Consider the following 23,116-nt stretch of genomic DNA (forward strand, 5'->3'; position numbering starts at 1 on the left):
ACAAAGATGTTGGGGTTTTTAAAAAGACAAGGTTTGGTTTTGCTCGCGTCGCTTGGCTTGACCTGTAGCGCATTGGCCGCCTATCCGGACAAGCCGATTCGCTTGGTCGTGCCTTTTCCGCCAGGGGGCGCGGCAGACATCATGGCCAGAGGCATGGCCGTCAAACTGGGTCAAGAGTTGGGGCAACCCATTGTGATCGACAATCGAGGTGGTGCGGGTGGCAGCACGGCCAGCGAGCTCGTCGCAAAATCCCCTGCGGACGGATACACCATTTTGTTTGCCAACATGGGCACCATGGCGATCAATGTCTCGCTGTATCCCAACCTGCGTTACGACCCCGTTCAAGACTTTGCTCCGGTCAGTTTGACGCACTTAACGCCGCGCGTGTTGATGGTCAGCCCAGATGTGCCGGCCAACTCCATCGCCGAGCTGATTGCTTTGGCTAAAAAAAATCCTGGCATGCTGAGTTATGGTTCAGCGGGTAATGGGAGTTCGAGTCACATCTCCGGCGCGCTGTTCGGCACGATGGCGGGCGTGGAGATGCTTCACATTCCTTACAAGGGTAGTGCGCCACTGGTGACGGATTTATTGGCGGGTCGCGTCAATATGACCTTTGACTCCTACTCCGTGTATGAAAATCACATCCGGAACGGCAAGGTCAAAGTGCTTGGTGTCACTGCGCCCACGCGCATGGATGTATTACCTGCGGCTCCAACCATTGCAGAGAGTGGACTGAAAGGCTATGAAGTGCTCAATTGGCTGGGCCTCGTCGTACCAGCAGGAACACCGACGGACGTGATCAAGCGGTTGAACGAGGCAACCGCCAAAGCGATGGCGGATCCCGAGCTGCGCAAACAGCTGATCCAGTTAGGCATTGAGCCAACGCATTCGACACCTGAACAGTTTTCAGCGCTGATTCTGACCGAGATTCCTAAATGGAAAGCCGTTGTCAGCAGCACAGGTGCGACAAACAACTAGTGACCTAAGAGATATTATTGCCCCGTGTAGTTTGCTGCGATGAAATTTCCGACAGGCGTAAAAAACATGAATAGATTTGTTTTTGTTTGATCAGGTGCTTGGGGGTTGTTAAAGATGACCTTCCATTCCTTTCCTTTTTTTCCATCAACATAAGCAATCGATTCGTACTTGATGGACGTCCAACTTTTATCCAACTTATTGCCTTTGATCAAAGTCTCTTTACGTTGGTTCGCGCATTGGAGGATGGTTGCTTCGGCAGCGGGTTTTGAGCCGTGAAAGTGACAAGCGTTACCTGGATCTGCGGTCGATAAAACCGGAGCAAATGTCACCAGAGAAAAAATAACGGCGTGGATGAATGTTTTCATGAGGATTCCTGGATAAATTAGAGTGCGTTGCGACTACTGTCCGTGGCATTGTTAATGTCTATATCTTCGTGCGCATGACGATGCTCTTCAGTTGGGAAGCGAAATGATTCCCCATTGACGTCGTGCTGATAGCCGTGGAGTTGGACAAAAAGGAGATAGAGGCCTGCCAGAATGAGGCCTAGATTCGCAGCGTAGCTAAACCTTTCAAAGCTGGGAGTTTTTCGCCATAAGGCAAGTACGCCAACCATGACTGTCAGTGCAGCGATCTGACCCAGTTCAACACCTGCGTTAAAACTCAGGATTCGAAGAATCATGTGCGCAGGATCGTCACCCAACGGTAATTGCTGGAGACGGGTAGAGAGACCAAAGCCGTGCAATAAACCAAAGGCAAAGACCATCTTGAGCACGTTCGGTGACGCCATGTTGAAGTGACGTTGAAAGCCTCCGTTGTTGTCAAAACCTTTGTAGATCACGCTCACGGCAATGATCGCGTCGACGAGCCAGAAATTCCAGGTGATTTTGAAATACGTCGCAAAAATTAACGTCAGGCAGTGCCCAAGCGTAAAGACCGTCACAAACTTCAAAATATCTTTGAAGGTGTTCAAAAAGAAGACAACCCCTAGCAAGAACAAAAGATGATCATAGCCAGTGAGCATGTGGCTCGCGCCGAGCCAGATGTACTGAATATAGCCGCCGTCCAGCATGCTTTGTTTGTCTGCTTCGCTGATGCCATGCGCAACAGCCATGAGCGGAATCAGCGCGAACAGCAACACCCCAAGACGGTGGGGAGAAAGGTAACTCATGGAAATTCCTTAAACAGTCCAATACGGCCGAGCGGATGAATCCTGCTCGGAAGTGAGTAAAACTAGACTGTGGTGCGAGGGGGGCGAAGCAAACCGTCAAGATAGACGGAAGAGGGCTCTTTGGGATGGGGGGCTCTTAAGGCTTCGGTTCTTGCTAAAAAAGAAAAAGCATTGAGATCTGAAGTGAGGGCCGATGTCTGAAAATTGTCACTGGTGTGCTGATGACCATTTTCGCCGTTGTGATGATCAGCGTGAGTCGAGAATGCATCGTGATGGTGGTGATCAACCACTTGTTCATGAGAAAGCACTTGATGGATTTCGTCTGATGCAACAGTAAAGATTTCCACAGCTGAAACGAGAGTCATCTGGCAACTGAGAATGATGGCAACAATGAATGATCGGAAACTACTCATCGTAATATTGTAAAGAATCTTTACAAATGCGGCAGCACTTTATCCAAACCTGGAACGGCATCGCGCATCGGACGACAAGCACCCGAGTCATTCGCGCAGCAGTTCTCTGTCAAAAACGCAATCACCTCTAGCATTTGAGGGATGTTGGCGCGGTAACGCTGAAAGCGGCCCTGTTGTTCCACCAAGGCAAGTTTGGCCTGGACAAGTGTTTTTAGATGAAAAGAAGTGTTGGTGAGAGGAATGTCCAAGGACTTGGCGATGTCACTGCTGACCATACCTTCGGTGCCCATCTTCACCAATAGACGATACACATCAAGCCGTACACCGGACGAAAGCGCCGACATCGCCTCAAGCGCAGCTGTTTTGATCATGTCTGATTGTCACTTATTTGTCATCTAATGATGCAATTATAGTTGCAGTATTGCATTGACTCAATAGGTTTAGATATTTAAAGGAAAAAAATGACCGAGCGCATTTTCAACACTCTCTTTATTTGCACCGGTAACTCTGCCAGAAGCATCATGGCAGAGGCCATTCTTAACAGTATCGGACAAGGGCGCTTCAAAGCTTATAGCGCTGGCAGTCGGCCTTCTGGCGTGGTCAGTCCTTATGCCCTTGAAATAATTGAGAAAAATAATCTCCCTGATGAAGGGTTACGTAGTAAAAACTGGAGTGAGTTTGCCTTGCCGACCGCGCCTGCAATGGATTTTATCTTGACGGTGTGTGACACAGCCGCTGGAGAAATCTGCCCTGTTTGGCCGGGGCAACCGATGACGGCGCACTGGGGTGTCGAAGACCCAGTATTATTTGTGGGCTCGGATGAACAAAAAACAAAGGTATTTATAGATGCCTTTCGTATTTTGCACAGAAGAATTTCGCTGATGACGAGCCTTCCTTTTGACAAACTGAGCAAGCTGGCTTTGCAAAAGGAAATGGATCAGATTGGCCTGGTATAAAGACGTGATGGAGATGGTGCGTGAAACCAAACAAAGTCGCTACCAAATGGGATGAATGGCTCCATCAGTTGATGAGAATCACCGGATGAAGCCCCTGGCTAACCATGATCGCATCGTCGAGGGCGAGGATTCTGCCCAGGCGCTCAATCACACCTGTTATTGCAAAACGCTGAATAAACAAACGCTCCAAAAACAATTGGATCGCGACCCCAGCGTGAGCGCGGTCATGACAGATCTTTGGCAATCCCGCCCTCATTTGTTCTCCTCAACTGTGGTGTTCATCTCTCCCGAGACGCGTCAACACATCACCGAGGCCATTGAGGCGTTGGAGCGTGTCATTGCGCTGCCTGCTTATCAGGTCTTGGCGCTTGAACGTGCACCAGCAATTGCCAAGCATCGCTTCGGACCGCGCGGTGTATTTCTGGGGTTTGATTTTCACTTGGACGCTGAGGGTCCCAAGCTGATTGAGATCAATACCAATGCGGGCGGGGCGCTGCTCAACACCGCGTTGGCGCGCGCGCAGGAAGCGTGTTGCGTGGAAATGGAATGGACGCGCCAACCCAATCAGGAACTTGACTCACTTGAAGAGCAATTCCTAAAGATGTTCAAAAACGAGTGGCACTCGCAGCGCGATCAGGCACCTTTGCGTACGCTTGTGATTGTGGACGAGGATCCGCACAATCAATATCTGGCACCAGAGTTCGAGCTTTTCAGACTGATGTTTAACAAGGCGGGAATCGACGCGCATATTGCTGCGCCCTCCTCATTGATTTGGCGCGAGGGGCAGTTGTATCTAGGACAACAGCCTGTGGATATGCTCTACAACCGCCTGACGGATTTTTATCTACAAGAGCCTGCTCATGAAGCGATACGCAAAGCCTACGAACAGAATCGGGTGGTGATCACCCCCGATCCGCATGCGCATGCGCTTTATGCAGACAAGCGTAATCTGATTGTGCTGAGCGACGATGATTGTTTGGCGCGGTGGGGAGTGACCGAGGCCGACCGTATTGTTTTGCGTCGCGTGGTGCCACGTACGGCGCTTGTGAGCGTTGACCAGGCAGAAACGCTCTGGTCAAATCGTCGTAATTTATTTTTTAAACCTGTTGCGGGTTTCGGTTCGAAAGCGACATACCGCGGTGACAAACTTACTAAAAAGGTATGGGCGGAAATACTCGAGGGTGACTTTGTTGCCCAGCAACTGGTTCGTCCGAGCGAGCGTCTCGTATCTTATGACGGCGTGTTGGCCGAGCTGAAATTCGATGTGCGCGCTTACGCGTATGCCGGACATGTACAACTGCTGGCGGCGAGGATGTACGCAGGCCAGACGACGAATTTTCGAACGTCTGGCGGTGGCTTCGCACCGGTTGTTGTCGTGCCTGAGTCCAAGCCTTTATAGTGCGACGTCGTTCAGTCGCGCACTATTTTGAGCGAAACACCTCAACGCCCACGCCTTCGCAGTCTGGATAGACATCAGGCTTTTCGGTCGAGACGCGTGTGGCATACACCAGCGGATGCGCGAGCATGCGTTTGACGATTTCATCGCATAGCGTTTCTTGCAGATGTATATGACCTGTCGCAATAATGTCCGCGATAGTCTGACGCATAAAGTCGTAATCAACGACTTCGCTGAGTTCGTCTTTGTTGGGTGTGTTGCTTTGCAGTGGCACATACAAGTCGACATTGATGATGACACGTTGCTCCCCTTGCTTTTCGAAATCATGCACACCGATATTCATGTTGATCTCAAAAGCTTTTAAGAACAAGCGACGGCAGTGTGTCAGGTCGAGTTTTTCAATATGCGTAGGAGTCATTGGTCAGGTGTGCAGGTCAAAGAGTCAAAAGTCAGAAAGAGTCCGGATTACGATGTCAAAAACATCACATCACGGTCGGAGGATTTGAGATGTTGGCCGCCATCCACATACAGCGTGGTGCCGGTGATAGCGTGTGCTGAGGCGAGGTAGACCGCGGCAGCCGTAATATCCTCGGGTGTCGAGGACTTGCCCAGCGGCGTCATATGGTGTGCTTGCTGAAAGCCGTTCTCAGTCTGATCGCCAGAGACCAAGGTAATGCCTGGCGCCAAGCCAACGATTCGGACGTGAGGCGCGAGCGCCTGTGCCAAGAGGCGGGTAGCTTCTAGCAGGGCGGCCTTGGAAAGTGTGTAGGACAAAAAATCTGGGTTAGGGTTGATCAGTTTTTGATCCAGCAAATTGATCACAACAGCAGGATGCTCGAATGAGGTCGCGCTTTGAATTCGCGCACGGTGCAGGTCACGCGCAAGCGATATGGGCGCGGCCACGTTGATCTGCATATGCGCATCGAGTCGCGCAAAGCTAAAGCTCTCTGCCTGGTCATAATCAAACAGCGAAGCATTATTAACAATGCAGCTTGGCAATCCGAGTAACTCAGTGCAACGTGCAATCAACGTCGAGACTGACGCTTCGTGTGCCAGCTCGGCTTGTAAAGTGATTGCTCGACGACCGAGCGCCTCAATATCCCGCACAGTCTGCCGGGCGTGCTCGGCAGACGCCCCGTAATGAATCGCGACATCCCAGCCTGCTGAGGCAAGCCCCAAGGCAATGCTGCGCCCCAGACGCTTGCCAGCGCCTGTGACTAGGGCAATTTTTCCAGAAGGGAGAGTAGACACGTCCGTGTAGCCTGAGCAGTTTGCGACGCCACAAGCGGGCGTCAACACAACCGTCATATTAACGTGCCTGGCGGACTTTTAACCTATACACCCTGGAGCAAGGGGCTTAACACCCGCGAATACTGGCTAGCCATGTCATAGGCATGTCCGAGCTGCAGCACTTCAAAGTCATGTTGCAAGGAGCCAATCACCTGAATCCCTGCGGGCATACCGGTTGCGCTAAAGCCGGCCGGCATGCTGAGCGCAGGCAGTCCGGCCATGGTGGCCGGGATCACTGACTGCATCCAGCGGTGGTAGGTATCCATTTTCTGACCAGCGACTTCTTTGGGCCAGTGTTGCTCTGCATTGAAGGGAAAAATCTGCGTTGTCGGCATGACCAGGAAGTCATAGGTCTCAAAGAGTCGGCGCAGTTCTTGATACCAGGCTGTGCGGACCTTGGCCGCGGCAAAGACAGCCGGTCCAGTCAGATTGAGGCCTTGTTCGATTTCCCAGACGGCTTCGGGCTTGAGCATGGCGCGACGTTCGGGGGAGTCATAGTGCTGTGCATTCCCGCCTGCAAAGGTAAAGCTGCGCAAAGTCAGCCATGCATTCCATAATTGTTCGAGATCAAAATTGGGGTGTGCGTCTTCGACCGTGCAGCCAATCGTCTTGAAGTGTTCGAGCGCGCGCGTGGTGACGGCGAGTAATTCTGGATCCATCGGTAAGTGACTCTTGAGATTGCCCAGCCAACCGATGCGTTTGCCGCGGAGGTCTGTTTCAAGAGGTTGCGTAAACAAACGTGGATCGTCTTGACGACGGGTCAAGGGCAAGCGCGGATCAAAACCAGCCTGCACGGCCAGCAACATGGCCAAGTCGGGGACGTTGCGCGCCATCGGCCCTGTGACGCTGAATTGCTGGAAAAAGACCTCTTCGCCGGGACCGTGGGGCACACAGCCTGGCGAGGGACGAAAACCAAAGACATTATTGAAGGCAGCTGGCGTGCGCAAAGAGCCCATCATGTCCGAACCATCGGCCACGGGCAGCATACGGAGCGCCAAGGCCACACCTGCGCCGCCGCTGCTTCCGCCTGCGGTACGCGAGGGGTCAAAGGCGTTACGGGTAATGCCATACACCTTGTTATAGGTATGTGCACCCAGACCGAACTCTGGAGAGTTCGTGCGGCCGACAAAGATCGCCCCGCCGGCTCGCACCCGTCCGTTGGCAGCCGAGTCCACCTTGGTCACCTGATCTTTAAAGATCAGCGAGCCGTTGGTCGTGACCATGCCGGCAACCGGCGCGATGTCCTTTGGGGCCTGAGGAAAGCCGTGGAGGGGCCCCATGCTTTGATTGCGGGCAAGTTGTGCATCACGCTCTTGAGCTTGCGCAAGCAAAGTGCTGCGCTCAGGCATCGCCACAATCGCGTTGACGGTTGGATTTTGCGCATCGATTTGAGACAGAAATGCCTCCATCACCTCAACGCAAGACAGCGCGCGCCGATGAATCGCACGAGACAAGCTCGTCGCATCCATTGAAACAATGTCCCAATTATTGTTTGGAGGGCTGGCCTGGCCAGACTGCTTGGCAGATGAAGGTGTTGTCATGATGTCGGTAGGTTGCGAGGGTCAGGATCGTGCGATTCAAAAAACAGACACTATTGTGCAATAAAATCCCTCAGAATAAGCCCGCAGACGGATACAGGAACGAAATGAGTCTATTTTCTTTGCACGGTAAAACGGCACTGGTGACCGCAAGTGTGCGAGGACTCGGTTTTGAGATTGCGCAGGGTCTTGCCAGGCAAGGTGCGCGCGTCCTGCTAAACGGTCGCGACGAAGCCACGCTTGCGCTTGCGCGGGATCAGATACGTGCCCAAGGCGGTCTGGCCGAAGCGATAGCGTTCGATGTCTCGGATTTGAACCAGCTCCATGCTGTCATGAGTGAGATTGACGCATCTTTTGGTCCCCTCGATATTTTGGTCAACAACGCAGGGCTGCGTGACCGCCGAGACGTATTTGCCTTTGAGCTCGACGCTGTCCGTCAAATGTTCGAGGCGAATCTTGTCGCACCGTTTGAGTTGTCCCGCCAAGTCGCGCAGCGCATGGTGAGCCAGCAGCGCACTGGGCGCATCATCAATATCACTTCGATTGCAGGTCCGATTTCGCGTGCCTCTGACGCCGTTTACACCACAGCAAAAGGGGGGCTCGCCGCCATGACACGCGCGTTGGCAGCGGATTTTGGTCAGTTTGGCATCACGGTCAATGGCGTTGCGCCGGGATTTTTCGCGACCGAAGCTAATGCAGCTCTGGTCGCCGATCCCGCGCTTGGTGCAATGCTTGAGAAACGCACCTCATTGGCGCGCTGGGGGCAACCCGCTGAGATCGCCGGTGCCGTGGCGTTTTTAGCGTCCGATGCCGCCTCTTATGTCACAGGCGAAGTGATTGCTGTGGACGGTGGTTATTTGGCACATTTTTAGAAAAATGATCATTCTTTGAGTCTTTAGCTAGCGCGCCATTAAATAAGTGTTGAGGCAAGGCCTGTCTTTTTTGTTTCGCGCTCTGGAATTAAAACAATTGCTTGACCAGCAACACCGACTGCCATGACCCAGGGGTTGGCGTCTGTCTCTGTTGTGCCGAGACCCGCAAATATCAATGCCATATCAATCGGTAGGCGTAAGGCACCTAATGCTTTTCCCGGATGCTCCTGTATGCGCTGCGTGATTCTTTTTTTTAAATCGGATAAGAGGCAGTGTTGCTAAAGACCTAAGCGTGTGCTGAGTGACAGAGTTTATTGTGTAGACAGTATTTGTCGTTTTTTTTAAGGTAGATAGCACTTACTATGCTCTATTAAAGGCAATTCCACAATGATTCAATCATGAGATGCGTTCGGATAGGTTTTGGAAAGATTGCACGCATCCACGATGAGCAGCTGCAAAAGCATGGCGTTCTGACAGTCGGAATCTTAGAGGTGGATCCTGAGCGCATTCGGGCCATTGAGCAAGTGGGTCTTCGTGCAATTGGGTCGCTACAAGAGGCGGTTTCTATCCGGCCGGATTTTTATGACATCTGTACACCGACGCATGCGCGTCTAGAAATTCTTCGCCAGCTTTGTGCACTGGACCCGCTGGCTAATATTCTGATCGAAAAGCCAATCTGTGATTTTCAAGATGTTGCGCAGATTCAGCAGGTTTTGCAGCAACATCGTGGCCGCATCGTCATCAATGAAAATTATGCCTCCTCTAACGTGACTCTGGCTGTTCAAGATGAACTGGCAATCCGAGGCATCACTCCGACCAGAGTCATCATTGAATCAACTAAAAATCGTGGTGCAGACTTTCTGGCTGGGCGATTCATCGATACGCGTCTTGGCGCTTTAGGCTACGAGGGCTCACATTTGCTTGCGTTGATTGGTGCGTTTGGAGAGGGATATACAAAGGCGCATTTGTTAGATTCAGATATCGACAATATCGCACTCAGTCAGCCCGATTTTTTACCCCAAGAAACGGTCCATTTGGTCAATCAAGGTGGTGCCTTCATGAAATACCAGGCCAAGAATGGGTGCATCATTGAGTTGTATTCATCGATGGCTGGACGAATTGGTTTTCCATGTCCTCCATATGCCCAACCTGATCAAGTGATTGGCCATCTTGATGTCAAAACACGTTTCAGAATATTACGTACAGATGGAATCAATGCTGAGGGTGTTGCGCATCAAATCATCGGATTGTTTGAACCGGTGCAGAATTTAAAGAGATCCCAGGGGCTTTTGCTGGTGTTTAAAAACTGGGTGCTTGAGAGTATTTCGGCGCCTATTGAGGACAATACAATGTCCCAGCACTTGCTCCGTGCGATTCGCTTTTTTGAGGGTTCGGCGCCCAATCCTTATAGCTTAGAGCGTGGATTCGATGATGTCCGAATGTTGCGCGAATGGGCTGAAAGCTGTTGGTCCAACGATGATGATTCCAACGAAGAACTCGGTCGACCGGATAGTGTGCTGGAGCGACGAACAGACGCTCTTCGTTTCAAATTGCCAACATCACGACTAGTCTGACTCGAGTGACCGCCAGCTTAAGGTCTCGTGCTAGCGCAAGCTACAAACATCCATCTTCAAACGACCAGAGGTTTTCTTCTGCTGGCCAGATTTGCTGCCCAAAAGAGCACGGTTAACAACACCGCAGCACCGACTTGGGCCACCAGGACAATGTCATAGGATTGATCGATCGCCCAGAGCCAGGCCGCCACCACAGGCCCAATCGCTCGCGCGATAATCGTCGGGACGGTGATCAAGCCATTCAGTGCTCCGTAAGCATGTGCACTCAACATTTCGGGGACGACCTGAGAGCGCACAATCGTAAATACGCCATTTGCCAGACCATAGATCCCAAACAGCGCCGCGACCAATTGAAAACTGAGCGAGTCCAGCAAAAAAGTCGCGAATACAAAGGGGAAAATGCTGAGCATGATGGAGCCAAGCGTGCGCATAGAAACGCGCGTTGCAAAGCGACTGATGATGATGCGTCCAAGGACTTGAGCGGGGCCAATAATGGAAATCGCCCACACCACTTCGTTTGTTGGCAGTTGTTTGTCCAGCAGCATCGGGTACATATGAAAGGTGAATACTGAAAACACCATTGAGTAAGTGGTCAGTGCAATCAATAAAAGCCAGAACACTGAGCTGTGCAGTGCTTCGTGAATGATGTTTTTGTCACGGGCGATGTTGTCAGCTTTGCTCGTCGTTTGTGTCGCATTGACCGCGTCCAGCTCGGGTTTGATCCAGTGCCAATAGCCCGCCGCGCAGACGACATTGACCAGTGCGAGGACCCAAAGCGAAGCACGCCAACCCCAGCCATCGATCAAAAACTGTTCGAGCGGAATAAAGACCGTGCTGGCAAAGCCTGCCCAGAGCGTAATCGTGGTGATGCCTGCGCGAGAGTTTTGTGGACCGACGCGACGCGCTAAAAGTGCAAAGGCAGACTCATAAAGGATGGCGGCTTGCAGCGAGCCCATGGCTGCGGCGATTAAATAAAAAATGAACAAGCTTTGTACAAAGGACCAAGCAATAAAGAGCACCGCAGCAGTCAGTGAGCCCCACACCATGACACGTCTGCCATGACCGCGATCAATCGCGAGACCGACTGGATAGGCAAGCGCAGCGGCAAGCAGCAAGCCAATGGTGAGGGCGCCGTAGACATCGGACTTTGACCAGCCAAGTTCGCGTTGCATGGCCACAATAATGAGCGGAAACGCATAATAAATCGTGCCATAGGAGCAGATTTGGGCGATGCCAAGAAAGCGGGCGAGGCCGTGAAGTTGACCAGTGGTAGGGGCGCGTGCGGTTTCCATGCCTTGTCTCGGTGTTATGATTTATTTTGTCATTATGGCAACAATTTACATTTGCATCACATTCTGATGATGTATGGATCGCCCTTCAATTCACATTTCAGCAAAAGATTAACTCAATATGAAAACCTCATCGATTTTGGCTTTAGTAGCTGGTACCTCCTTAGCTATTTTGGCGGGCTGTTCGGGCAACACCCCAGGTGATACGGCCTTGGCGATGCGCGCAGACATGTGCAAAACCAAAGACATGGGCAGTATGACGAAATACTTGACCGAAGAGTCCAAGCCTATGATGGAAATGGTCACCAAGCTGGCCTCCAGTCCAGAAAAGAAAGCCATGATGGACAAAAATTTGACAGAGACCTGTGCCAAGCCGGCCAAGGTTGTTGCTGAAAAAATTACGGGTGATACCGCTGAGGTCACGCTCGAGGGTGACAAGCCAATGAAAATGCGCAAGGTCGACGGAAAATGGCTCGTCGTCATCTCCAAAAACTAAGCATTCTTGTTGGAACAGGAACAGCCGCACTGATTGTTGCGGCTGTTTTTTTTCTGGTATGGCCGACAAAACATGAGACCGACTTGTCTGCGCCTCAAGCGCAGCAACTGGCCTTAGCGTTCGCGCCACAACTTCAACAAGGCGACTTGGTATTTCGCCGCGGGCGAGGCTTTTGGTCGGAAACCTTCTCTGACAAGGCGGGCTCTAATCTTAGCCACGTGGGCGTACTAATCCATGATCAAGACGGTTGGGGGGTGGTGCACGCAGAGGCAGACGATTTGAGTTTGATTGGTGGCGTGCAACGCACTCCACTTGCGTTATTTCTAAACGGCACAGCCCTTCGTCACATCCGAAGAATTCAGATGCCAGAGGCGGCACGTGAAAAGTTCGTGCAAAACATCCGAGAGCATTTGCGCCGACAGACCCCGTTTGATACGAGTCTTTCGCTTGAGGATGATGCGACCCGCGTCTATTGCTCCGAGCTGATTTGGAGTGCGGCTCAATATGCCGGGATCGAGCTGGCTCGACCCCGGGATTTACTTGGCAAGTCATACATCACGATTGACGACTTGTTTTTTAGTCCGTTATTGAGCGTCGTGTCAGCCCAAGCGCACTAACCCGTCTACCGCCAAGACTTTATTTTCCTGAACAAATAAGGGATTAATTTCGGCCTCGAGAATATTCGCGCCCGATACCGCCGCTAGCTTGGAAAAGGCCACGACAGCTTGCGCCAAAGCATTGCAATCACCTTTGGGCAAGCCGCGGAATCCCTTGATCAGCTTGGTGACTCGCACCTCGTCGATCATGGCGTGGGCTTGTTCGAGTGTGACCGGTGCCAGTCGAATCGCAAAATCTGGGGAGAGTTCAGCGGTGATGCCACCTGCACCCAAGATGATTGTGGGGCCGACCAGCGGATCATTGCGGTAGCCGAGAATCAATTCCAGCAGACGCGACTCCATCGCTTGGACTAAAAATCCATCTAGCTTCGCTTGAGGCGCGTAGGCATGCGCACTCTGGGTAATTTCTTTGACCGCAGTTTCAAAATCAGCAGTGTTGCGAACGCCAACCTTGACACCACCTGCTTCGGTCTTGTGCGGGATATCGCGTGAGGATACCTTGACCACTACGGGGTAGGGAACCGTGTGGGTAGGGTGCTCACCGCTCACGAGTTGAGCCTGCGCTGTGTTGACCCCCAGCGTTTTAAAGACTTGTGCGGCCTCATACTCAGTCAGTAAGCCTTGTGTGGGCAAGCCAGCGGGCCAAGCAATGTCTGCCAGAACCGGTGGTGCTTTGTCACGGGCCTGAAAAAAGACCGACAAGGCATCCGCGCACGACTCTGGTGTGCGAAAGGCAGGAATGCCGGCTTGCTGAAGTAGGCTCAGCGAAGCCATCGCTTCAGGCGCTAAAAAGACCGCAAGGGGTTTGGTGTCCGGCTTGTCGGATTCGACCAGAGGTTTGACGGCCAGCTCGGGGTGGAATTGCGCGGACGACCCCACCACGCTTAGCACGGCATCGCACCAGTCAGTGCGTAACAATTGCTCGAGCAAATCTTTGTACTGTGCGCTAGTGGCCGCGAGCGTCAAGTCGATGATGGTGGTTTCACGGATTTTCATGCCACGCTGGGCCATTTGTGCCACAAACGACGGTGGGGGCGCGACCGCTACCATGCCCATCAGTCCCAAGTTGTCCACGACCGTTGCCGCGCCGCCGCCCGTGGTGGTGATCACCGCCACACGTGCAGGCTGAGGGTGGGGCGCCGTTTTACCCAGATAACGTTGGGCCAGCGGTGCGATTTCAAACAAGGTTTCAAGGTTGCGCACACGCAGCACACCGTGCGCGCGCAAAAAGGCATCCACTGCGACGTCATTACCCGCTAGGGCACCCGTATGTGATTGCGCGAGTGCATCACCTTGCTCGGAGCGGCCAATCTTGTAGGCAATCACGGGCTTATTGTGCGCACGTGCGCGTTCGAGGGCGCGGGCCAAGGTCGGTGAGTCGCGAATGGTCTCAAGAAACAGCAAAATCACTTTCGTGTTCGCATCATCGACCAAAGCGTCAATCACTTCGCCAACAGTGACGTCACTTTCGTTACCAACAGAAACTGATTTTGCAAAACCAAACCCGCGCGCGTTGGCGCGTGCCATCAATGAGCCCATCATTGAGCCGCTTTGTGACACTAAGCTCAGTCCGCCGGAGATGAGTGTCTCTGCTTCGAAGGCTGCGTTGACGGACAAAATCATGCCGCTATGCAAGTCAGCCAAGCCAATACTGTTTGGTCCCACAATACGGACACCGAGTTCTTTGGCGCGGGCAATCAGGGCGTCTTGGGCCACCATGCCTTCAGGACCCGTTTCTCCAAAACCATCCGAGTAGATGGTGATGACTTTCGCGCCGGCCTTGGCGCAGGAGTCAATCAAGGGCAGGACCAAGTCGCTGGCGACCATCACAAACGCTTGATCAATTGGGCCGGGCAGATCGGCGAGGTCAGCGTAGGCGGGCTCGCCCATGATCTCTGTCTGCGTGCGATTGATGGGATAAATTTTTCCCTGAAAACCATGCTTGCGCATAAAGCGCATCGGTCTGGCAGTGTTTTTTTGTAAATTTCCTGAGGCACCTACCAAGGCAATCGCGCGAGGAGAAAAAAGTGCTTGGGCAAAGTCGGGGGCAGAGACGGGCTTATTCATTCGTTCCAACAAGTTTAGAGGGTACTTTCGTGAATGAGATTAATCTTTCGTTACGATAACTCAAAGAATCACGCAGTTTTTTAGACCGACTACCCTACAATCGTCGGTAGACATAAAAATCTGGTTACAAACGGAGGGGGTTGACCCATGAGTAAGGAAAGTAGCGGAAAACACGTTAAAACGCCTGAATCTCTGCGCAGCGCACGCTGGTTCGCACCGGACGATTTGCGTTCCTTTGGTCACCGGTCGCGTGCCATGCAAATGGGTTATGGTCCCGAGGACTGGGTGGGCAAGCCCGTGATCGGTATCGTCAATACGTGGTCCGACATCAATCCCTGCCATAGTCACTTTAAACACCGTGTCGAGGACGTCAAGCGTGGCGTACTCCAGGCCGGAGGCTTTCCGATCGAGTTGCCTGCCCAGTCTTTGGCAGAGCAGTACGTCAAACCCACCACGATGCTTTACCGCAACTTACTCGCCATGGATGTCGAGGAATTGCTGCGCTGCCATCCCATCGACGGCGTGGTCCTGATGGGTGGTTGCGACAAAACAACGCCAGCATTGTTGATGGGGGCGACGAGTGCCGGCTTGCCTTCTATTTACGTCCCGGCCGGTCCGATGTTGCGCGGGAACTGGCACGGCAAGGTCTTGGGCTCTGGTTCGGATGCCTGGAAATACTGGGATGACCGCCGCGCGGGTCTGATCAACCAAAAAGACTGGATCGAAATTGAGGGCGGTATCGCACGCAGCCACGGCACCTGTATGACCATGGGTACGGCGAGCACGATGACCGCGATCGCCGAGGCTTTAGGCATGACCTTGCCCGGCGCCTCCTCGATTCCTGCACCCGACTCCAATCATTTGCGCATGAGCGCAGAGTCCGGACGACGGATTGTCGACATGGTGTGGGAAGACCTGACGCCTAACAAAATTCAGACACATGCCGCGTTTGAAAACGCGATTGCTGTGGCGATGGCCATGGGCTGTTCGACCAACGCCATCATCCACGTGATTGCACAGGCCAAACGTGCCGGCTGTGACATTGGTCTCGAGGACTTCGACCGCTTTAGTCGTTTTGTTCCCGTGATTGCCAATGTCCGCCCAAGTGGTGATGCCTATTTGATGGAAGACTTCTTCTATGCCGGCGGTCTGCCTGGTCTGATGTCGCGTATCAAACAGCATTTACATTTAGATACGTTGACCGTGACCGGCAAAACGCTTGGTGAAAATATCGAAGGCGCAGCGGTGTATAACGATGATGTGATTCGCCCGATAGACAATCCTATTTATGCCGAAGGCGCGCTGGCTGTGCTCAAAGGCAATCTGGCACCAGATGGCTGTGTCATCAAGCCGAGCGCATGCCCGCCACACTTGCACCGTCATACCGGGCCTGCACTCGTGTTTGACGACTATCCGTCAATGAAAGCAGTGATTGACAATGATGATCTGGATGTCACGGCTGATCATGTTTTGATTTTGCGCAATGCCGGCCCCCAGGGTGGTCCCGGGATGCCGGAGTGGGGCATGTTGCCTATGCCTAAAAAGCTGCTCAAGCAAGGCGTGCGTGACATGCTGCGTATGTCCGATTCGCGGATGAGTGGCACGAGCTATGGCGCGTGTGTATTGCATATTTCACCCGAGTCGTTTGTCGGTGGTCCTTTGGCGTTAGTGAAAACGGGTGACATGATTTCGGTGGACGTGCCCGCACGCACGATCAATCTCGAAATCTCCGAAGAAGAGTTCGCCCGCCGCAAAGCAGCCTGGAAGGCGCCCGAGCCCAAGTACGAACGCGGCTATGGCTGGATGTTCTCCAAACACATCCAACAAGCCAACGAAGGTTGCGACTTTGACTTTTTGCGGACTGACTTTGGTCGTGCTGTTCCCGAACCCGACATTTATTAAAAGACTAAAAAGAGACTGACTGATGAGCAAACTGTCTGCTGCAACACGTGAAAAACTGATGGCGGTGAGCACGGCCACACTGGCGACTTGCCTCTACAAGCGAGGCTTGCGTTCGCAATTTATCCAAAATGTACAAAAACTCTCGCTGGCCAAGGAAAATATGGTGGGCGAGGCGTACACACTGCGCTACATCCCTGCGCGTGAGGACTTAAATGGCATCGAGGTATTCAAAGATCGTGCGCATCCCCAGCGTAAAGCCGTAGATGAGTGTCCTGCGGGTGCGGTCATGGTCATCGACAGTCGCAAGGATGCCCGCGCCGCTTCGGCCGGTGGCATTCTGGTGGGGCGCCTCATGGTCCGTGGTGCGGCCGGTGTGGTGACGGATGGCGGTTTTCGGGACTCCGCGGAGATCGCAGCGCTTGGCATCCCCGCCTATCATCAGCGCCCTTCGGCGCCAACTAATCTGACGCATCATCAGGCGATTGACATCAACGTGCCGATTGCCTGTGGAGACGCACCTGTTTTCCCAGGCGATGTCATGGTCGGTGATGCGGACGGTGTCTTGGTGTTGCCCGCGCATTTGGCCGACGAGTTAGCCGATGAAGCAACAGAAATGACGGTTTTTGAGGATTTTGTGACCGAAACGGTCAAGACAGGGCGCTCTATTTTGGGTTTATATCCAAACACGGATCCCCAAACAAGCATTGACTTTAAAGCTTGGCGCCAAAAAATGGGCCGATAAACCAACAGAAATCTAAGTGGGGTGAACGACGGGGCTCGAACCCGCGACAACCAGAATCACAATCTGGGACTCTACCAACTGAGCTACGTCCACCACAGAAGCAAAATTCTATCATGTTTGCGCGTTTGTCGTGCTTCGGAAACATCATTACCCTTTATCGCTAGGTAGCATCACATGGTTCGGCTCCAAGAAGTTTTGATTGAATATTGGCCCCATCTCTTGCTGGTGATTTCGATCGCCGCCAGTGCAGTCGCCTCCGTGCATGCCGCGATGACGAAACAAGATGTACGCGCGGCAATCGCGTGGGTGGGGGTGATTATCTTTTCCCCTATTTTTGGTGCTTTCTTGTATTTGGTGGCTGGCATCAACCGGATTCGCAAAGATCGCGTCTCTGCTCGACGTGCGCATACCCTGTATGACCAGTCCAAAATTGACAAAGTCGTGGTGCACGATGTCGTAGCAGTCTCTGGAGCACAATTTGCCTCCCTGAAAACGTTGGGGGACCATGTCAGCGACTTTAAGGTGCTCGGCGCCAATCAGATCAAGATGTTAAATGGTGGGGATGAAACCTACCCAGCAATGCTGGAGGCGATTCGGCAGGCACAGCGCTCTATTGTGTTGCAGAGCTATATTTTCGATCACGATACGGTTGGCAAAGAACTGGCACAAGCGTTGATAGAAGCTCACAAGCGTGGGGTAAAGGTCAGGGTATTGATAGACGCTGTCGGGTCAAAATATTCGCGCCCACCCATTACCGCGCTGCTTAGAAATGCGGGTGTTCCAACGGCATTGTTTATGCGGCCTGTGATTGGCATCCGGCTGGTGTATGCCAATTTGCGGAGTCACAGAAAGCTTCTTGTCATCGACGGTTTGCACGGCTTTACAGGAGGCATGAATATCCGCCAGGGCTTTGTCACGGCGATCGCCAAAGAGGCTGTCACGCATGACACGCACTTTCAGGTGAGTGGACCGATTGTGTACCAACTCATGACAAATTTCGCGCATGACTGGCAGTTTACGACGAATGAAAAATTGACGGGTGGCGAATGGTACGCACCCTCCGCGACGGAAATTAGTGAGACCGGAATCGCCTTACGCTGTGTCCCCTCGGGACCGGACTCTACGTTGGCCAGCACACACAATATGTTGCTCGGCGCCTTGGCCGTGGCACAAAAACATGTGCGGATTCAGTCGCCTTATTTGTTGCCTGATATGGCTTTGATCGCTGCATTATCGACCACCGCGCGTAGAGGCGTGATCGTGGACGTCGTAGTGCCGGGCGCCAACAATCTCAAACTCGTGAACGCTGCCATGATGGCGCAGATTGATCAGCTCATCATGACAGGCTGCAGAGTCTGGCGAGCCTCAGGCACGTTTGATCATTCCAAGCTATTTACCGTCGATGGCGGCTGGTCATATATCGGCTCTTCCAATATCGACCCGCGTAGTTTGCGCTTAAATTTTGAGCTCGACCTCGAGGTCTATGACAGGGGGATCGCCCAAGAGCTTGAGACCAAAATCGATGCCATCATCTCGCAGGCCAAGCTCATTACCCTTGAGAGCGTGAACCAGGACCCCTTCTGGATCCGGCTCCGCAACAAAATCGTCTGGTTGGCCTCGCCCTACCTTTAAAGATGGGGTTTAGCTTATAGCTGGTCGAGTGGGTCTTGGCCGGGATCTGCTGCATGACCAACGCCCGCACCCTGAATGCCATGGCGTGTCATCGAATCCTTGACCATGCCGGAAGCTTTCATTTCCTCGACGAAGGTACGCAAAAATGTCGCGGCGGCCGGACCTTTGGTTTTGGGAACCCCCATCGCCTGGTTGATCACCATAAACCGCTCACCGAGAATACGCACACCTGACATCCCTTGTGTGTCGGCTTCTAGTTGCTGCTTGACGCCTGCCGCCACTTCGAGCTGCTGGGCCAAGAAATCCTGAACAACGGTTTGCGAGGAAGAGGCCCGCACAATGGGCGATTGTTTAAGGTGTCTGGTGAGAAACAAGTCATAAGCACTGCCTTTACCCACCACGACACGGTTGCCGGGCGCATCGACCTGCGCATTGTGGGTGATCGGCGAGTCTGTCCGCACAAGGTAATAGCCCTCAATCAACACATAGGCTGCTGTAAAGGCGATGTCTTTGCCGCGCTCAGGATCTACGGCAAAAAAACCAATATCGGCACGTCCTGACTCTACGGTCGCAACTGATTTGCCTGCTGTTTCATTGACGATGAGCTCAACGGACACGCCTAATTTTTGGCCTAAAGCTTGGGCCAGATCGATCGAAATCCCAAAGGGCTTGCCATGAGCGTCCAGGTTGGCCAAAACAGGGTTTCCGATGTTGAGCGATGCGCGCAGCACGCCTGTGGGGGCAAAAGCCTGGATGATGTCGGTGGGAATGGAATTCATGGGGGGCTCCTAGGGTTGGGCGAGTGTGCGCCGCTATTTTTCGTCAACATAACAGAATCAGACGCAATTGGCAGGCCGAGGTGCGTGACCAAGACTCTGCGCCTATAATCGGGGTTCAGGTTTCTAAACCATGTTTAGCTAAAAAACGGTAACGATGATGAATGTTTCTCTGCTCAAGCTCTCTGCTGCGAGTGCTGTTTGTTCAGTTTTATTGCTGGTGACGGGGCCGAGCTTGGCTCAGCCTAAACCCGCGTCAACGAGCGCAGCGGCTGGTGTCATGGCGACGGTCAATGGCGTGGCGATCCCTGCGAGTTTGCTCGAGCAAAACGTCAACGCCAACGTGGCGCAAGGCCAACGTGATACACCCGAGTTGCGCCAACTCCTCAAGGAAGAGTTGATCAATCGCGAAATCTTGGCTCAAGAAGCCGCCAAGCTCGGTCTGGACAAAACCGCTGAGGCAAAAACGCAGCTGGCACAGTTGCGTCAGACTTTGATGGTCGAGTTGTTGCTCAATGATCTGATCAAAAAGACTCCCGTCACAGACGTCAAGATCAAAGCCGAATACGACCGACGCGTAGAAGCGCTTAAAAATGAACAAGAGTACAAAGTTGCCTTGATCGTGACCCCGACCGAGGACGAAGCCAAAGCATTGATTGCCCGTCTCAACAAGGGCGAGTCATTTGAAAAGATCGCGACTGAAAAGTCGATTGACCCTAGCAAGGAAAAGGGTGGACAGGTCGGTTGGGTTCTGCCTGCCCAGATTTTGCCCGCGATCTCCAATGTCATGGTCAATCTCAACAAAGGTACGTTGGCGGTTTCGCCCATTCGTACCCAGGCAGGCTGGAACATCATCAAGGTCGAAGACAAGCGGGCCTATCAGCCACCAGGACTCAACGAAGCCAAGAATGACATTCGCCAAGCTTTGCAGCAGCAACAGCGTGCTGATCTGGTGAAGCGTTTGCGCGAAGGCGCAAAAGTACAGTAACTGGTGGTGCCGCCTACTGGAGTCGAACCAGTGACCCACGCCTTAGAAGGGCGTTGCTCTATCCAGCTGAGCTAAGGCGACATCGCGGCGTTATTCTAACCTCTTCTATTCTGGTCTGTGTTCTGATGTCACAACTCTTTGTTGTTCACCCCGAAAATCCTCAGCCCCGACTGCTCAAACAGGCGGCGCAACTGTTGCAAAATGGTGGATTAGTCGCGGTGCCAACAGACTCCAGCTATGCTGTGGTGGCCCGTCTCGATGATCGGGCTGCGGCTGACGCGCTACGCAAGTTGCGTGGTTTGGACGAGCGCCATCACTTAACCGTTCTTTGCCGCGATATGGCTGCAATCAGCCAGTTCGCGCGAGTCGACAATGCTCAGTTTCGATTGTTAAAACAAGCTACGCCAGGCCCCTGGACCTTTATTCTGGAAGCCTCCAAAGAAGTGCCCCGACGTGTGTCCCATCCCTCGCGTAAAACGATTGGTATCAGAGTCCCGGCGCACCCAGTGACCTTGGCTTTCCTTGAAATGGTGGATGCACCACTCCTTTCGACCACCCTGATTCCGGAGGGAGAGGAGCTTCCCATGAATGATCCAGAGGAGATCAGGGCGCGCTATCAGCATGCTTTGGCGGCGGTGATTGATGCGGGTGCCTGTCCGTTTGAGCCCACAACGGTGGTCGATCTGTCAGGTCCTGTGCCTGAGTTGATCCGGCGCGGCCGAGGCGATCCAGCACTACTTGGGATTGCCTAGTTTTAGATGCTCGATAAACCTCTACAATCAAGCGCATGAACGAAATTATTCAAACGCTGAGTCTGTATGCCTTGCCAGTGATCTTTGCGATCACGCTGCATGAGGCTGCGCATGGCTACGTTGCGCGCTTGTTTGGGGATCCCACTGCCACTCAGCTCGGGCGTGTGACTCTCAATCCGATCAAACATATCGATCCGGTCGGTACGATCGCTGTCCCAATCGGGATTTTGCTGATGTCAAAACTGGTGGGCGGTCCCTTTTTACTGTTTGGCTGGGCCAAGCCCGTGCCAGTGGACTTCGGTCGTCTGCGCAGACCCAAGCGTGACATGCTTTGGGTCGCCCTGGCTGGCCCTGCCGCCAATTTGTTCATGGCGATCCTCTGGGGCATTTCACTGAGACTTCTGTTCGAAGCGGGCGATCGCAGCTCTTTTTGGTTTCAGATGGCGCAGGTCGGTATTCAGATCAACCTGACGCTGATGGCACTCAACCTCTTGCCGATCCTGCCTCTCGATGGCGGACGTGTTCTTTTTAGCTTGCTGCCGCACCAATTAGCTTGGCAATACAGTCGAATTGAGCCTTTTGGTCTCTTCATTGTGATTGGATTGCTGGCAACAGGCGTGCTAGGTACTTTGATTGACCCGATGATGTCTCTTGGAGAGTGGATCGTGCGACTGGTGCTCTGAAAGGCTCACTAATCCGGTACACTTTTGACTTAATTTATTCACGGCGCGATTGCGCCTCGATCAGCGCTCTGGATCCTATTTATGGCCACGAATTCTTCCGCTCACGGACCCTTGTTTCAAGGCAGCATTCCTGCTTTGGTGACCCCGATGCACCCAGACGGTAGTCTGGATTACCAGAGCTTTCGAGCATTGGTAGATTGGCATGCCCAAGAAGGCACCAATGCTTTGGTGATTGTCGGGACATCAGGTGAGTCTCCCACGGTCAACGTCGACGAGCATGCTGAGCTGATTCGTGTCGCAGTTGAGCATTCGGCGGGGCGACTGCCCATTATTGCTGGCGTGGGTGCCAACTCCACCCGCGAAGCCATTCATTTGGCTGAGCACGCGCGCAAGGTTGGCGCGGTCGCGGGTCTGTCCGTTGTGCCTTATTACAATAAGCCTTCCCAAGAGGGTATGTATCAGCATTTCAAAACTATCCAAGAGGCTGTCGACCTGCCCACGGTGCTTTACAACGTACCGGGAAGAACCGTTGCGGATATGTCCCACGAGACCGTACTGAGACTTGCTCAGATTCCAGGCATTATCGGCCTCAAAGATGCGACCGGTGATATTGGTCGTGGTGCATTGCTAATCCGTGATGTGCCCGCACACTTCCAGATTATGAGTGGTGATGATGCAACAGCCGCCGCGCTGATTTTGCTGGGTGGTCGCGCGAATATTTCCGTGACAGCCAATATTGCACCCCGTCAAATGAGTGAGCTTTGCAAAGCAGCACTTGCAGGCGATGTACAAAAAGTTAGGCAGTTCAATAATTTGCTGGGTCCTCTCAACAAACTCTTGTTTGTCGAAGGTAACCCGATTCCAGTGAAGTGGGCGTTGGCACAGATGGGACGTATTCCCTCTGGTATCCGCTTGCCTCTCGTGGAGTTGGGTGCTCAGTTTCACGCTCCTTTGCGAGCTGCAATGGTTCAGGCGGGGTTGCTCTGA

The 23,116-nt window shown here is 53.0% G+C and carries 25 protein-coding genes and 2 tRNA genes; 14 read left to right on the forward strand and 13 right to left on the reverse strand.

All coding sequences use genetic code 11. The annotated features are described in order from the left end of the window. Window positions 1-6 precede the first annotated feature (6 nt). The gene (locus WBJ47_RS02320; protein ID WP_422244746.1) at window positions 7-978 is read left to right on the forward strand and encodes a Bug family tripartite tricarboxylate transporter substrate binding protein; all 972 of its coding nucleotides are present in this window, start codon (window positions 7-9) and stop codon (window positions 976-978) included. Window positions 979-992: 14 nt separating this feature from the next. Here the strand turns inward: WBJ47_RS02320 and WBJ47_RS02325 are convergent, their stop codons facing one another. The 4 genes from WBJ47_RS02325 to WBJ47_RS02340 all read right to left on the reverse strand — a co-directional run bounded on the left by WBJ47_RS02325 (window position 993) and on the right by WBJ47_RS02340 (window position 2,930). Next, window positions 993-1,343, reverse strand: coding sequence for a DUF6488 family protein (locus WBJ47_RS02325; protein WP_422244748.1), 351 nt, complete (start codon window positions 1,341-1,343; stop codon window positions 993-995). A gap of 17 nt (window positions 1,344-1,360) precedes the next feature. Beyond that, entirely contained in the window at window positions 1,361-2,146 is a 786-nt protein-coding gene (locus WBJ47_RS02330; RefSeq protein WP_422244749.1) for a HupE/UreJ family protein, read from the reverse strand. Window positions 2,147-2,208: 62 nt separating this feature from the next. Next, on the reverse strand, window positions 2,209-2,511 hold the full coding sequence (locus WBJ47_RS02335) for a hypothetical protein (protein WP_422244751.1): 303 nt from the start codon (window positions 2,509-2,511) through the stop codon (window positions 2,209-2,211). A gap of 68 nt (window positions 2,512-2,579) precedes the next feature. Further along, a complete protein-coding gene (locus WBJ47_RS02340; RefSeq protein ID WP_422244752.1) occupies window positions 2,580-2,930 on the reverse strand; it encodes an ArsR/SmtB family transcription factor in 351 nt (116 codons plus the stop codon). Between the two features lie 90 nt (window positions 2,931-3,020). Between WBJ47_RS02340 and WBJ47_RS02345 the strand changes: the two genes are divergently transcribed. Then, a complete protein-coding gene (locus WBJ47_RS02345) occupies window positions 3,021-3,515 on the forward strand; it encodes an arsenate reductase ArsC (protein WP_422244754.1) in 495 nt (164 codons plus the stop codon). Window positions 3,516-3,600: 85 nt separating this feature from the next. Further along, window positions 3,601-4,914 carry a hypothetical protein gene (locus WBJ47_RS02350; RefSeq protein ID WP_422244756.1) on the forward strand — a complete coding sequence of 438 codons (1,314 nt, stop codon included), beginning with the start codon at window positions 3,601-3,603 and terminating at the stop codon, window positions 4,912-4,914. A 22-nt stretch (window positions 4,915-4,936) separates the two neighbouring features. On the opposite strand, the gene WBJ47_RS02355 is transcribed toward WBJ47_RS02350, so the two are convergent. From WBJ47_RS02355 to WBJ47_RS02365, 3 genes are read right to left on the reverse strand one after another with little or no spacing between them, the layout of a single operon-like run. Further along, window positions 4,937-5,329: a dihydroneopterin aldolase gene (locus WBJ47_RS02355; RefSeq protein WP_422244757.1), complete on the reverse strand. Its 393-nt coding sequence runs from the start codon at window positions 5,327-5,329 to the stop codon at window positions 4,937-4,939. 47 nt (window positions 5,330-5,376) lie between these two features. After that, complete coding sequence (locus WBJ47_RS02360) at window positions 5,377-6,219, reverse strand: SDR family oxidoreductase (RefSeq protein ID WP_422244759.1); 843 nt, start codon at window positions 6,217-6,219, stop codon at window positions 5,377-5,379. 26 nt (window positions 6,220-6,245) lie between these two features. Beyond that, a complete protein-coding gene (locus tag WBJ47_RS02365) occupies window positions 6,246-7,742 on the reverse strand; it encodes an amidase (RefSeq protein ID WP_422244761.1) in 1,497 nt (498 codons plus the stop codon). Between the two features lie 104 nt (window positions 7,743-7,846). Here WBJ47_RS02365 and WBJ47_RS02370 point away from each other — a divergent pair, with 104 nt between their 5' ends. Next, window positions 7,847-8,611, forward strand: a complete 765-nt coding sequence (locus tag WBJ47_RS02370) for an SDR family oxidoreductase (protein ID WP_422244762.1) — start codon at window positions 7,847-7,849, stop codon at window positions 8,609-8,611. Window positions 8,612-8,649: 38 nt separating this feature from the next. On the opposite strand, the gene WBJ47_RS02375 is transcribed toward WBJ47_RS02370, so the two are convergent. Beyond that, window positions 8,650-8,793 (reverse strand): hypothetical protein, encoded by a 144-nt coding sequence (locus tag WBJ47_RS02375; RefSeq protein ID WP_422244763.1) that lies wholly within the window; start codon window positions 8,791-8,793, stop codon window positions 8,650-8,652. A gap of 216 nt (window positions 8,794-9,009) precedes the next feature. Here WBJ47_RS02375 and WBJ47_RS02380 point away from each other — a divergent pair, with 216 nt between their 5' ends. Then, window positions 9,010-10,185, forward strand: a complete 1,176-nt coding sequence (locus WBJ47_RS02380) for a Gfo/Idh/MocA family oxidoreductase (protein WP_422244765.1) — start codon at window positions 9,010-9,012, stop codon at window positions 10,183-10,185. 56 nt (window positions 10,186-10,241) lie between these two features. Here WBJ47_RS02380 and WBJ47_RS02385 read toward each other — a convergent pair whose 3' ends face one another. Then, complete coding sequence (locus WBJ47_RS02385) at window positions 10,242-11,477, reverse strand: MFS transporter (RefSeq protein WP_422244767.1); 1,236 nt, start codon at window positions 11,475-11,477, stop codon at window positions 10,242-10,244. A 118-nt stretch (window positions 11,478-11,595) separates the two neighbouring features. Here WBJ47_RS02385 and WBJ47_RS02390 point away from each other — a divergent pair, with 118 nt between their 5' ends. Continuing rightward, window positions 11,596-11,970 carry a hypothetical protein gene (locus WBJ47_RS02390; RefSeq protein ID WP_422244769.1) on the forward strand — a complete coding sequence of 125 codons (375 nt, stop codon included), beginning with the start codon at window positions 11,596-11,598 and terminating at the stop codon, window positions 11,968-11,970. Then, the gene (locus WBJ47_RS02395) at window positions 11,943-12,587 is read left to right on the forward strand and encodes a YiiX/YebB-like N1pC/P60 family cysteine hydrolase (protein ID WP_422244771.1); all 645 of its coding nucleotides are present in this window, start codon (window positions 11,943-11,945) and stop codon (window positions 12,585-12,587) included. The genes WBJ47_RS02390 and WBJ47_RS02395 overlap by 28 nt, the downstream gene beginning before the upstream one ends. On the opposite strand, the gene WBJ47_RS02400 is transcribed toward WBJ47_RS02395, so the two are convergent. Then, entirely contained in the window at window positions 12,570-14,654 is a 2,085-nt protein-coding gene (locus WBJ47_RS02400; protein WP_422244773.1) for an acetate--CoA ligase family protein, read from the reverse strand. The two genes, WBJ47_RS02395 and WBJ47_RS02400, sit on opposite strands and share 18 nt — an antisense overlap. A 147-nt stretch (window positions 14,655-14,801) precedes the next feature. Between WBJ47_RS02400 and araD the strand changes: the two genes are divergently transcribed. Together araD and WBJ47_RS02410 are read left to right on the forward strand one after the other, a co-directional pair. Continuing rightward, window positions 14,802-16,556: an L-arabinonate dehydratase gene (gene araD, locus WBJ47_RS02405; protein WP_422244775.1), complete on the forward strand. Its 1,755-nt coding sequence runs from the start codon at window positions 14,802-14,804 to the stop codon at window positions 16,554-16,556. Window positions 16,557-16,578: 22 nt separating this feature from the next. Continuing rightward, window positions 16,579-17,298 carry a ribonuclease activity regulator RraA gene (locus WBJ47_RS02410; RefSeq protein ID WP_422244777.1) on the forward strand — a complete coding sequence of 240 codons (720 nt, stop codon included), beginning with the start codon at window positions 16,579-16,581 and terminating at the stop codon, window positions 17,296-17,298. Window positions 17,299-17,315: 17 nt separating this feature from the next. Here WBJ47_RS02410 and WBJ47_RS02415 read toward each other — a convergent pair. Next, a tRNA-His gene (locus WBJ47_RS02415) sits at window positions 17,316-17,391 on the reverse strand. An 81-nt stretch (window positions 17,392-17,472) separates the two neighbouring features. Between WBJ47_RS02415 and cls the strand changes: the two genes are divergently transcribed. Continuing rightward, on the forward strand, window positions 17,473-18,930 hold the full coding sequence (gene cls, locus WBJ47_RS02420; protein WP_422244779.1) for a cardiolipin synthase: 1,458 nt from the start codon (window positions 17,473-17,475) through the stop codon (window positions 18,928-18,930). Between the two features lie 14 nt (window positions 18,931-18,944). Here cls and WBJ47_RS02425 read toward each other — a convergent pair whose 3' ends face one another. Next, on the reverse strand, window positions 18,945-19,709 hold the full coding sequence (locus WBJ47_RS02425) for an ABC transporter substrate-binding protein (protein ID WP_422244781.1): 765 nt from the start codon (window positions 19,707-19,709) through the stop codon (window positions 18,945-18,947). A gap of 154 nt (window positions 19,710-19,863) precedes the next feature. Between WBJ47_RS02425 and WBJ47_RS02430 the strand changes: the two genes are divergently transcribed. Further along, entirely contained in the window at window positions 19,864-20,694 is an 831-nt protein-coding gene (locus WBJ47_RS02430) for a peptidylprolyl isomerase (RefSeq protein ID WP_422244782.1), read from the forward strand. A 4-nt stretch (window positions 20,695-20,698) separates the two neighbouring features. On the opposite strand, the gene WBJ47_RS02435 is transcribed toward WBJ47_RS02430, so the two are convergent. Continuing rightward, window positions 20,699-20,775: transfer RNA gene (locus WBJ47_RS02435), tRNA-Arg, on the reverse strand. A gap of 44 nt (window positions 20,776-20,819) precedes the next feature. Here WBJ47_RS02435 and WBJ47_RS02440 point away from each other — a divergent pair. The 3 genes from WBJ47_RS02440 to dapA all read left to right on the forward strand — a co-directional run bounded on the left by WBJ47_RS02440 (window position 20,820) and on the right by dapA (window position 23,116). Further along, window positions 20,820-21,446, forward strand: a complete 627-nt coding sequence (locus WBJ47_RS02440; RefSeq protein ID WP_422244783.1) for an L-threonylcarbamoyladenylate synthase — start codon at window positions 20,820-20,822, stop codon at window positions 21,444-21,446. A 35-nt stretch (window positions 21,447-21,481) separates the two neighbouring features. Next, the gene (locus WBJ47_RS02445; protein ID WP_422244784.1) at window positions 21,482-22,129 is read left to right on the forward strand and encodes a site-2 protease family protein; all 648 of its coding nucleotides are present in this window, start codon (window positions 21,482-21,484) and stop codon (window positions 22,127-22,129) included. Between the two features lie 81 nt (window positions 22,130-22,210). Beyond that, a complete protein-coding gene (gene dapA, locus WBJ47_RS02450; protein ID WP_422244786.1) occupies window positions 22,211-23,116 on the forward strand; it encodes a 4-hydroxy-tetrahydrodipicolinate synthase in 906 nt (301 codons plus the stop codon).

The organism is Zwartia sp., from assembly GCF_049655405.1.
Taxonomy (GTDB): domain Bacteria; phylum Pseudomonadota; class Gammaproteobacteria; order Burkholderiales; family Burkholderiaceae_B; genus Zwartia.

Excerpts from the sequence above, each read along its gene's own strand:
- WBJ47_RS02440 (WP_422244783.1), top strand. The coding sequence starts at position 20,820 with ATGTCACAACTCTTTGTTGTTCACCCCGAAAATCCTCAGCCCCGACTG.
- WBJ47_RS02340 (WP_422244752.1), bottom strand. The coding sequence starts at position 2,930 with ATGATCAAAACAGCTGCGCTTGAGGCGATGTCGGCGCTTTCGTCCGGT.
- WBJ47_RS02365 (WP_422244761.1), bottom strand. The coding sequence starts at position 7,742 with ATGACAACACCTTCATCTGCCAAGCAGTCTGGCCAGGCCAGCCCTCCA.
- dapA (WP_422244786.1), top strand. The coding sequence starts at position 22,211 with ATGGCCACGAATTCTTCCGCTCACGGACCCTTGTTTCAAGGCAGCATT.
- WBJ47_RS02410 (WP_422244777.1), top strand. The coding sequence starts at position 16,579 with ATGAGCAAACTGTCTGCTGCAACACGTGAAAAACTGATGGCGGTGAGC.
- WBJ47_RS02360 (WP_422244759.1), bottom strand. The coding sequence starts at position 6,219 with ATGACGGTTGTGTTGACGCCCGCTTGTGGCGTCGCAAACTGCTCAGGC.
- WBJ47_RS02320 (WP_422244746.1), top strand. The coding sequence starts at position 7 with ATGTTGGGGTTTTTAAAAAGACAAGGTTTGGTTTTGCTCGCGTCGCTT.
- WBJ47_RS02445 (WP_422244784.1), top strand. The coding sequence starts at position 21,482 with ATGAACGAAATTATTCAAACGCTGAGTCTGTATGCCTTGCCAGTGATC.
- WBJ47_RS02380 (WP_422244765.1), top strand. The coding sequence starts at position 9,010 with ATGAGATGCGTTCGGATAGGTTTTGGAAAGATTGCACGCATCCACGAT.
- araD (WP_422244775.1), top strand. The coding sequence starts at position 14,802 with ATGAGTAAGGAAAGTAGCGGAAAACACGTTAAAACGCCTGAATCTCTG.
- WBJ47_RS02430 (WP_422244782.1), top strand. The coding sequence starts at position 19,864 with ATGATGAATGTTTCTCTGCTCAAGCTCTCTGCTGCGAGTGCTGTTTGT.
- WBJ47_RS02345 (WP_422244754.1), top strand. The coding sequence starts at position 3,021 with ATGACCGAGCGCATTTTCAACACTCTCTTTATTTGCACCGGTAACTCT.
- WBJ47_RS02390 (WP_422244769.1), top strand. The coding sequence starts at position 11,596 with ATGAAAACCTCATCGATTTTGGCTTTAGTAGCTGGTACCTCCTTAGCT.
- WBJ47_RS02400 (WP_422244773.1), bottom strand. The coding sequence starts at position 14,654 with ATGAATAAGCCCGTCTCTGCCCCCGACTTTGCCCAAGCACTTTTTTCT.
- WBJ47_RS02325 (WP_422244748.1), bottom strand. The coding sequence starts at position 1,343 with ATGAAAACATTCATCCACGCCGTTATTTTTTCTCTGGTGACATTTGCT.
- WBJ47_RS02375 (WP_422244763.1), bottom strand. The coding sequence starts at position 8,793 with ATGGCATTGATATTTGCGGGTCTCGGCACAACAGAGACAGACGCCAAC.
- WBJ47_RS02330 (WP_422244749.1), bottom strand. The coding sequence starts at position 2,146 with ATGAGTTACCTTTCTCCCCACCGTCTTGGGGTGTTGCTGTTCGCGCTG.
- WBJ47_RS02425 (WP_422244781.1), bottom strand. The coding sequence starts at position 19,709 with ATGAATTCCATTCCCACCGACATCATCCAGGCTTTTGCCCCCACAGGC.
- cls (WP_422244779.1), top strand. The coding sequence starts at position 17,473 with ATGGTTCGGCTCCAAGAAGTTTTGATTGAATATTGGCCCCATCTCTTG.
- WBJ47_RS02395 (WP_422244771.1), top strand. The coding sequence starts at position 11,943 with ATGGCTCGTCGTCATCTCCAAAAACTAAGCATTCTTGTTGGAACAGGA.
- WBJ47_RS02350 (WP_422244756.1), top strand. The coding sequence starts at position 3,601 with ATGAAGCCCCTGGCTAACCATGATCGCATCGTCGAGGGCGAGGATTCT.
- WBJ47_RS02370 (WP_422244762.1), top strand. The coding sequence starts at position 7,847 with ATGAGTCTATTTTCTTTGCACGGTAAAACGGCACTGGTGACCGCAAGT.
- WBJ47_RS02335 (WP_422244751.1), bottom strand. The coding sequence starts at position 2,511 with ATGACTCTCGTTTCAGCTGTGGAAATCTTTACTGTTGCATCAGACGAA.
- WBJ47_RS02385 (WP_422244767.1), bottom strand. The coding sequence starts at position 11,477 with ATGGAAACCGCACGCGCCCCTACCACTGGTCAACTTCACGGCCTCGCC.
- WBJ47_RS02355 (WP_422244757.1), bottom strand. The coding sequence starts at position 5,329 with ATGACTCCTACGCATATTGAAAAACTCGACCTGACACACTGCCGTCGC.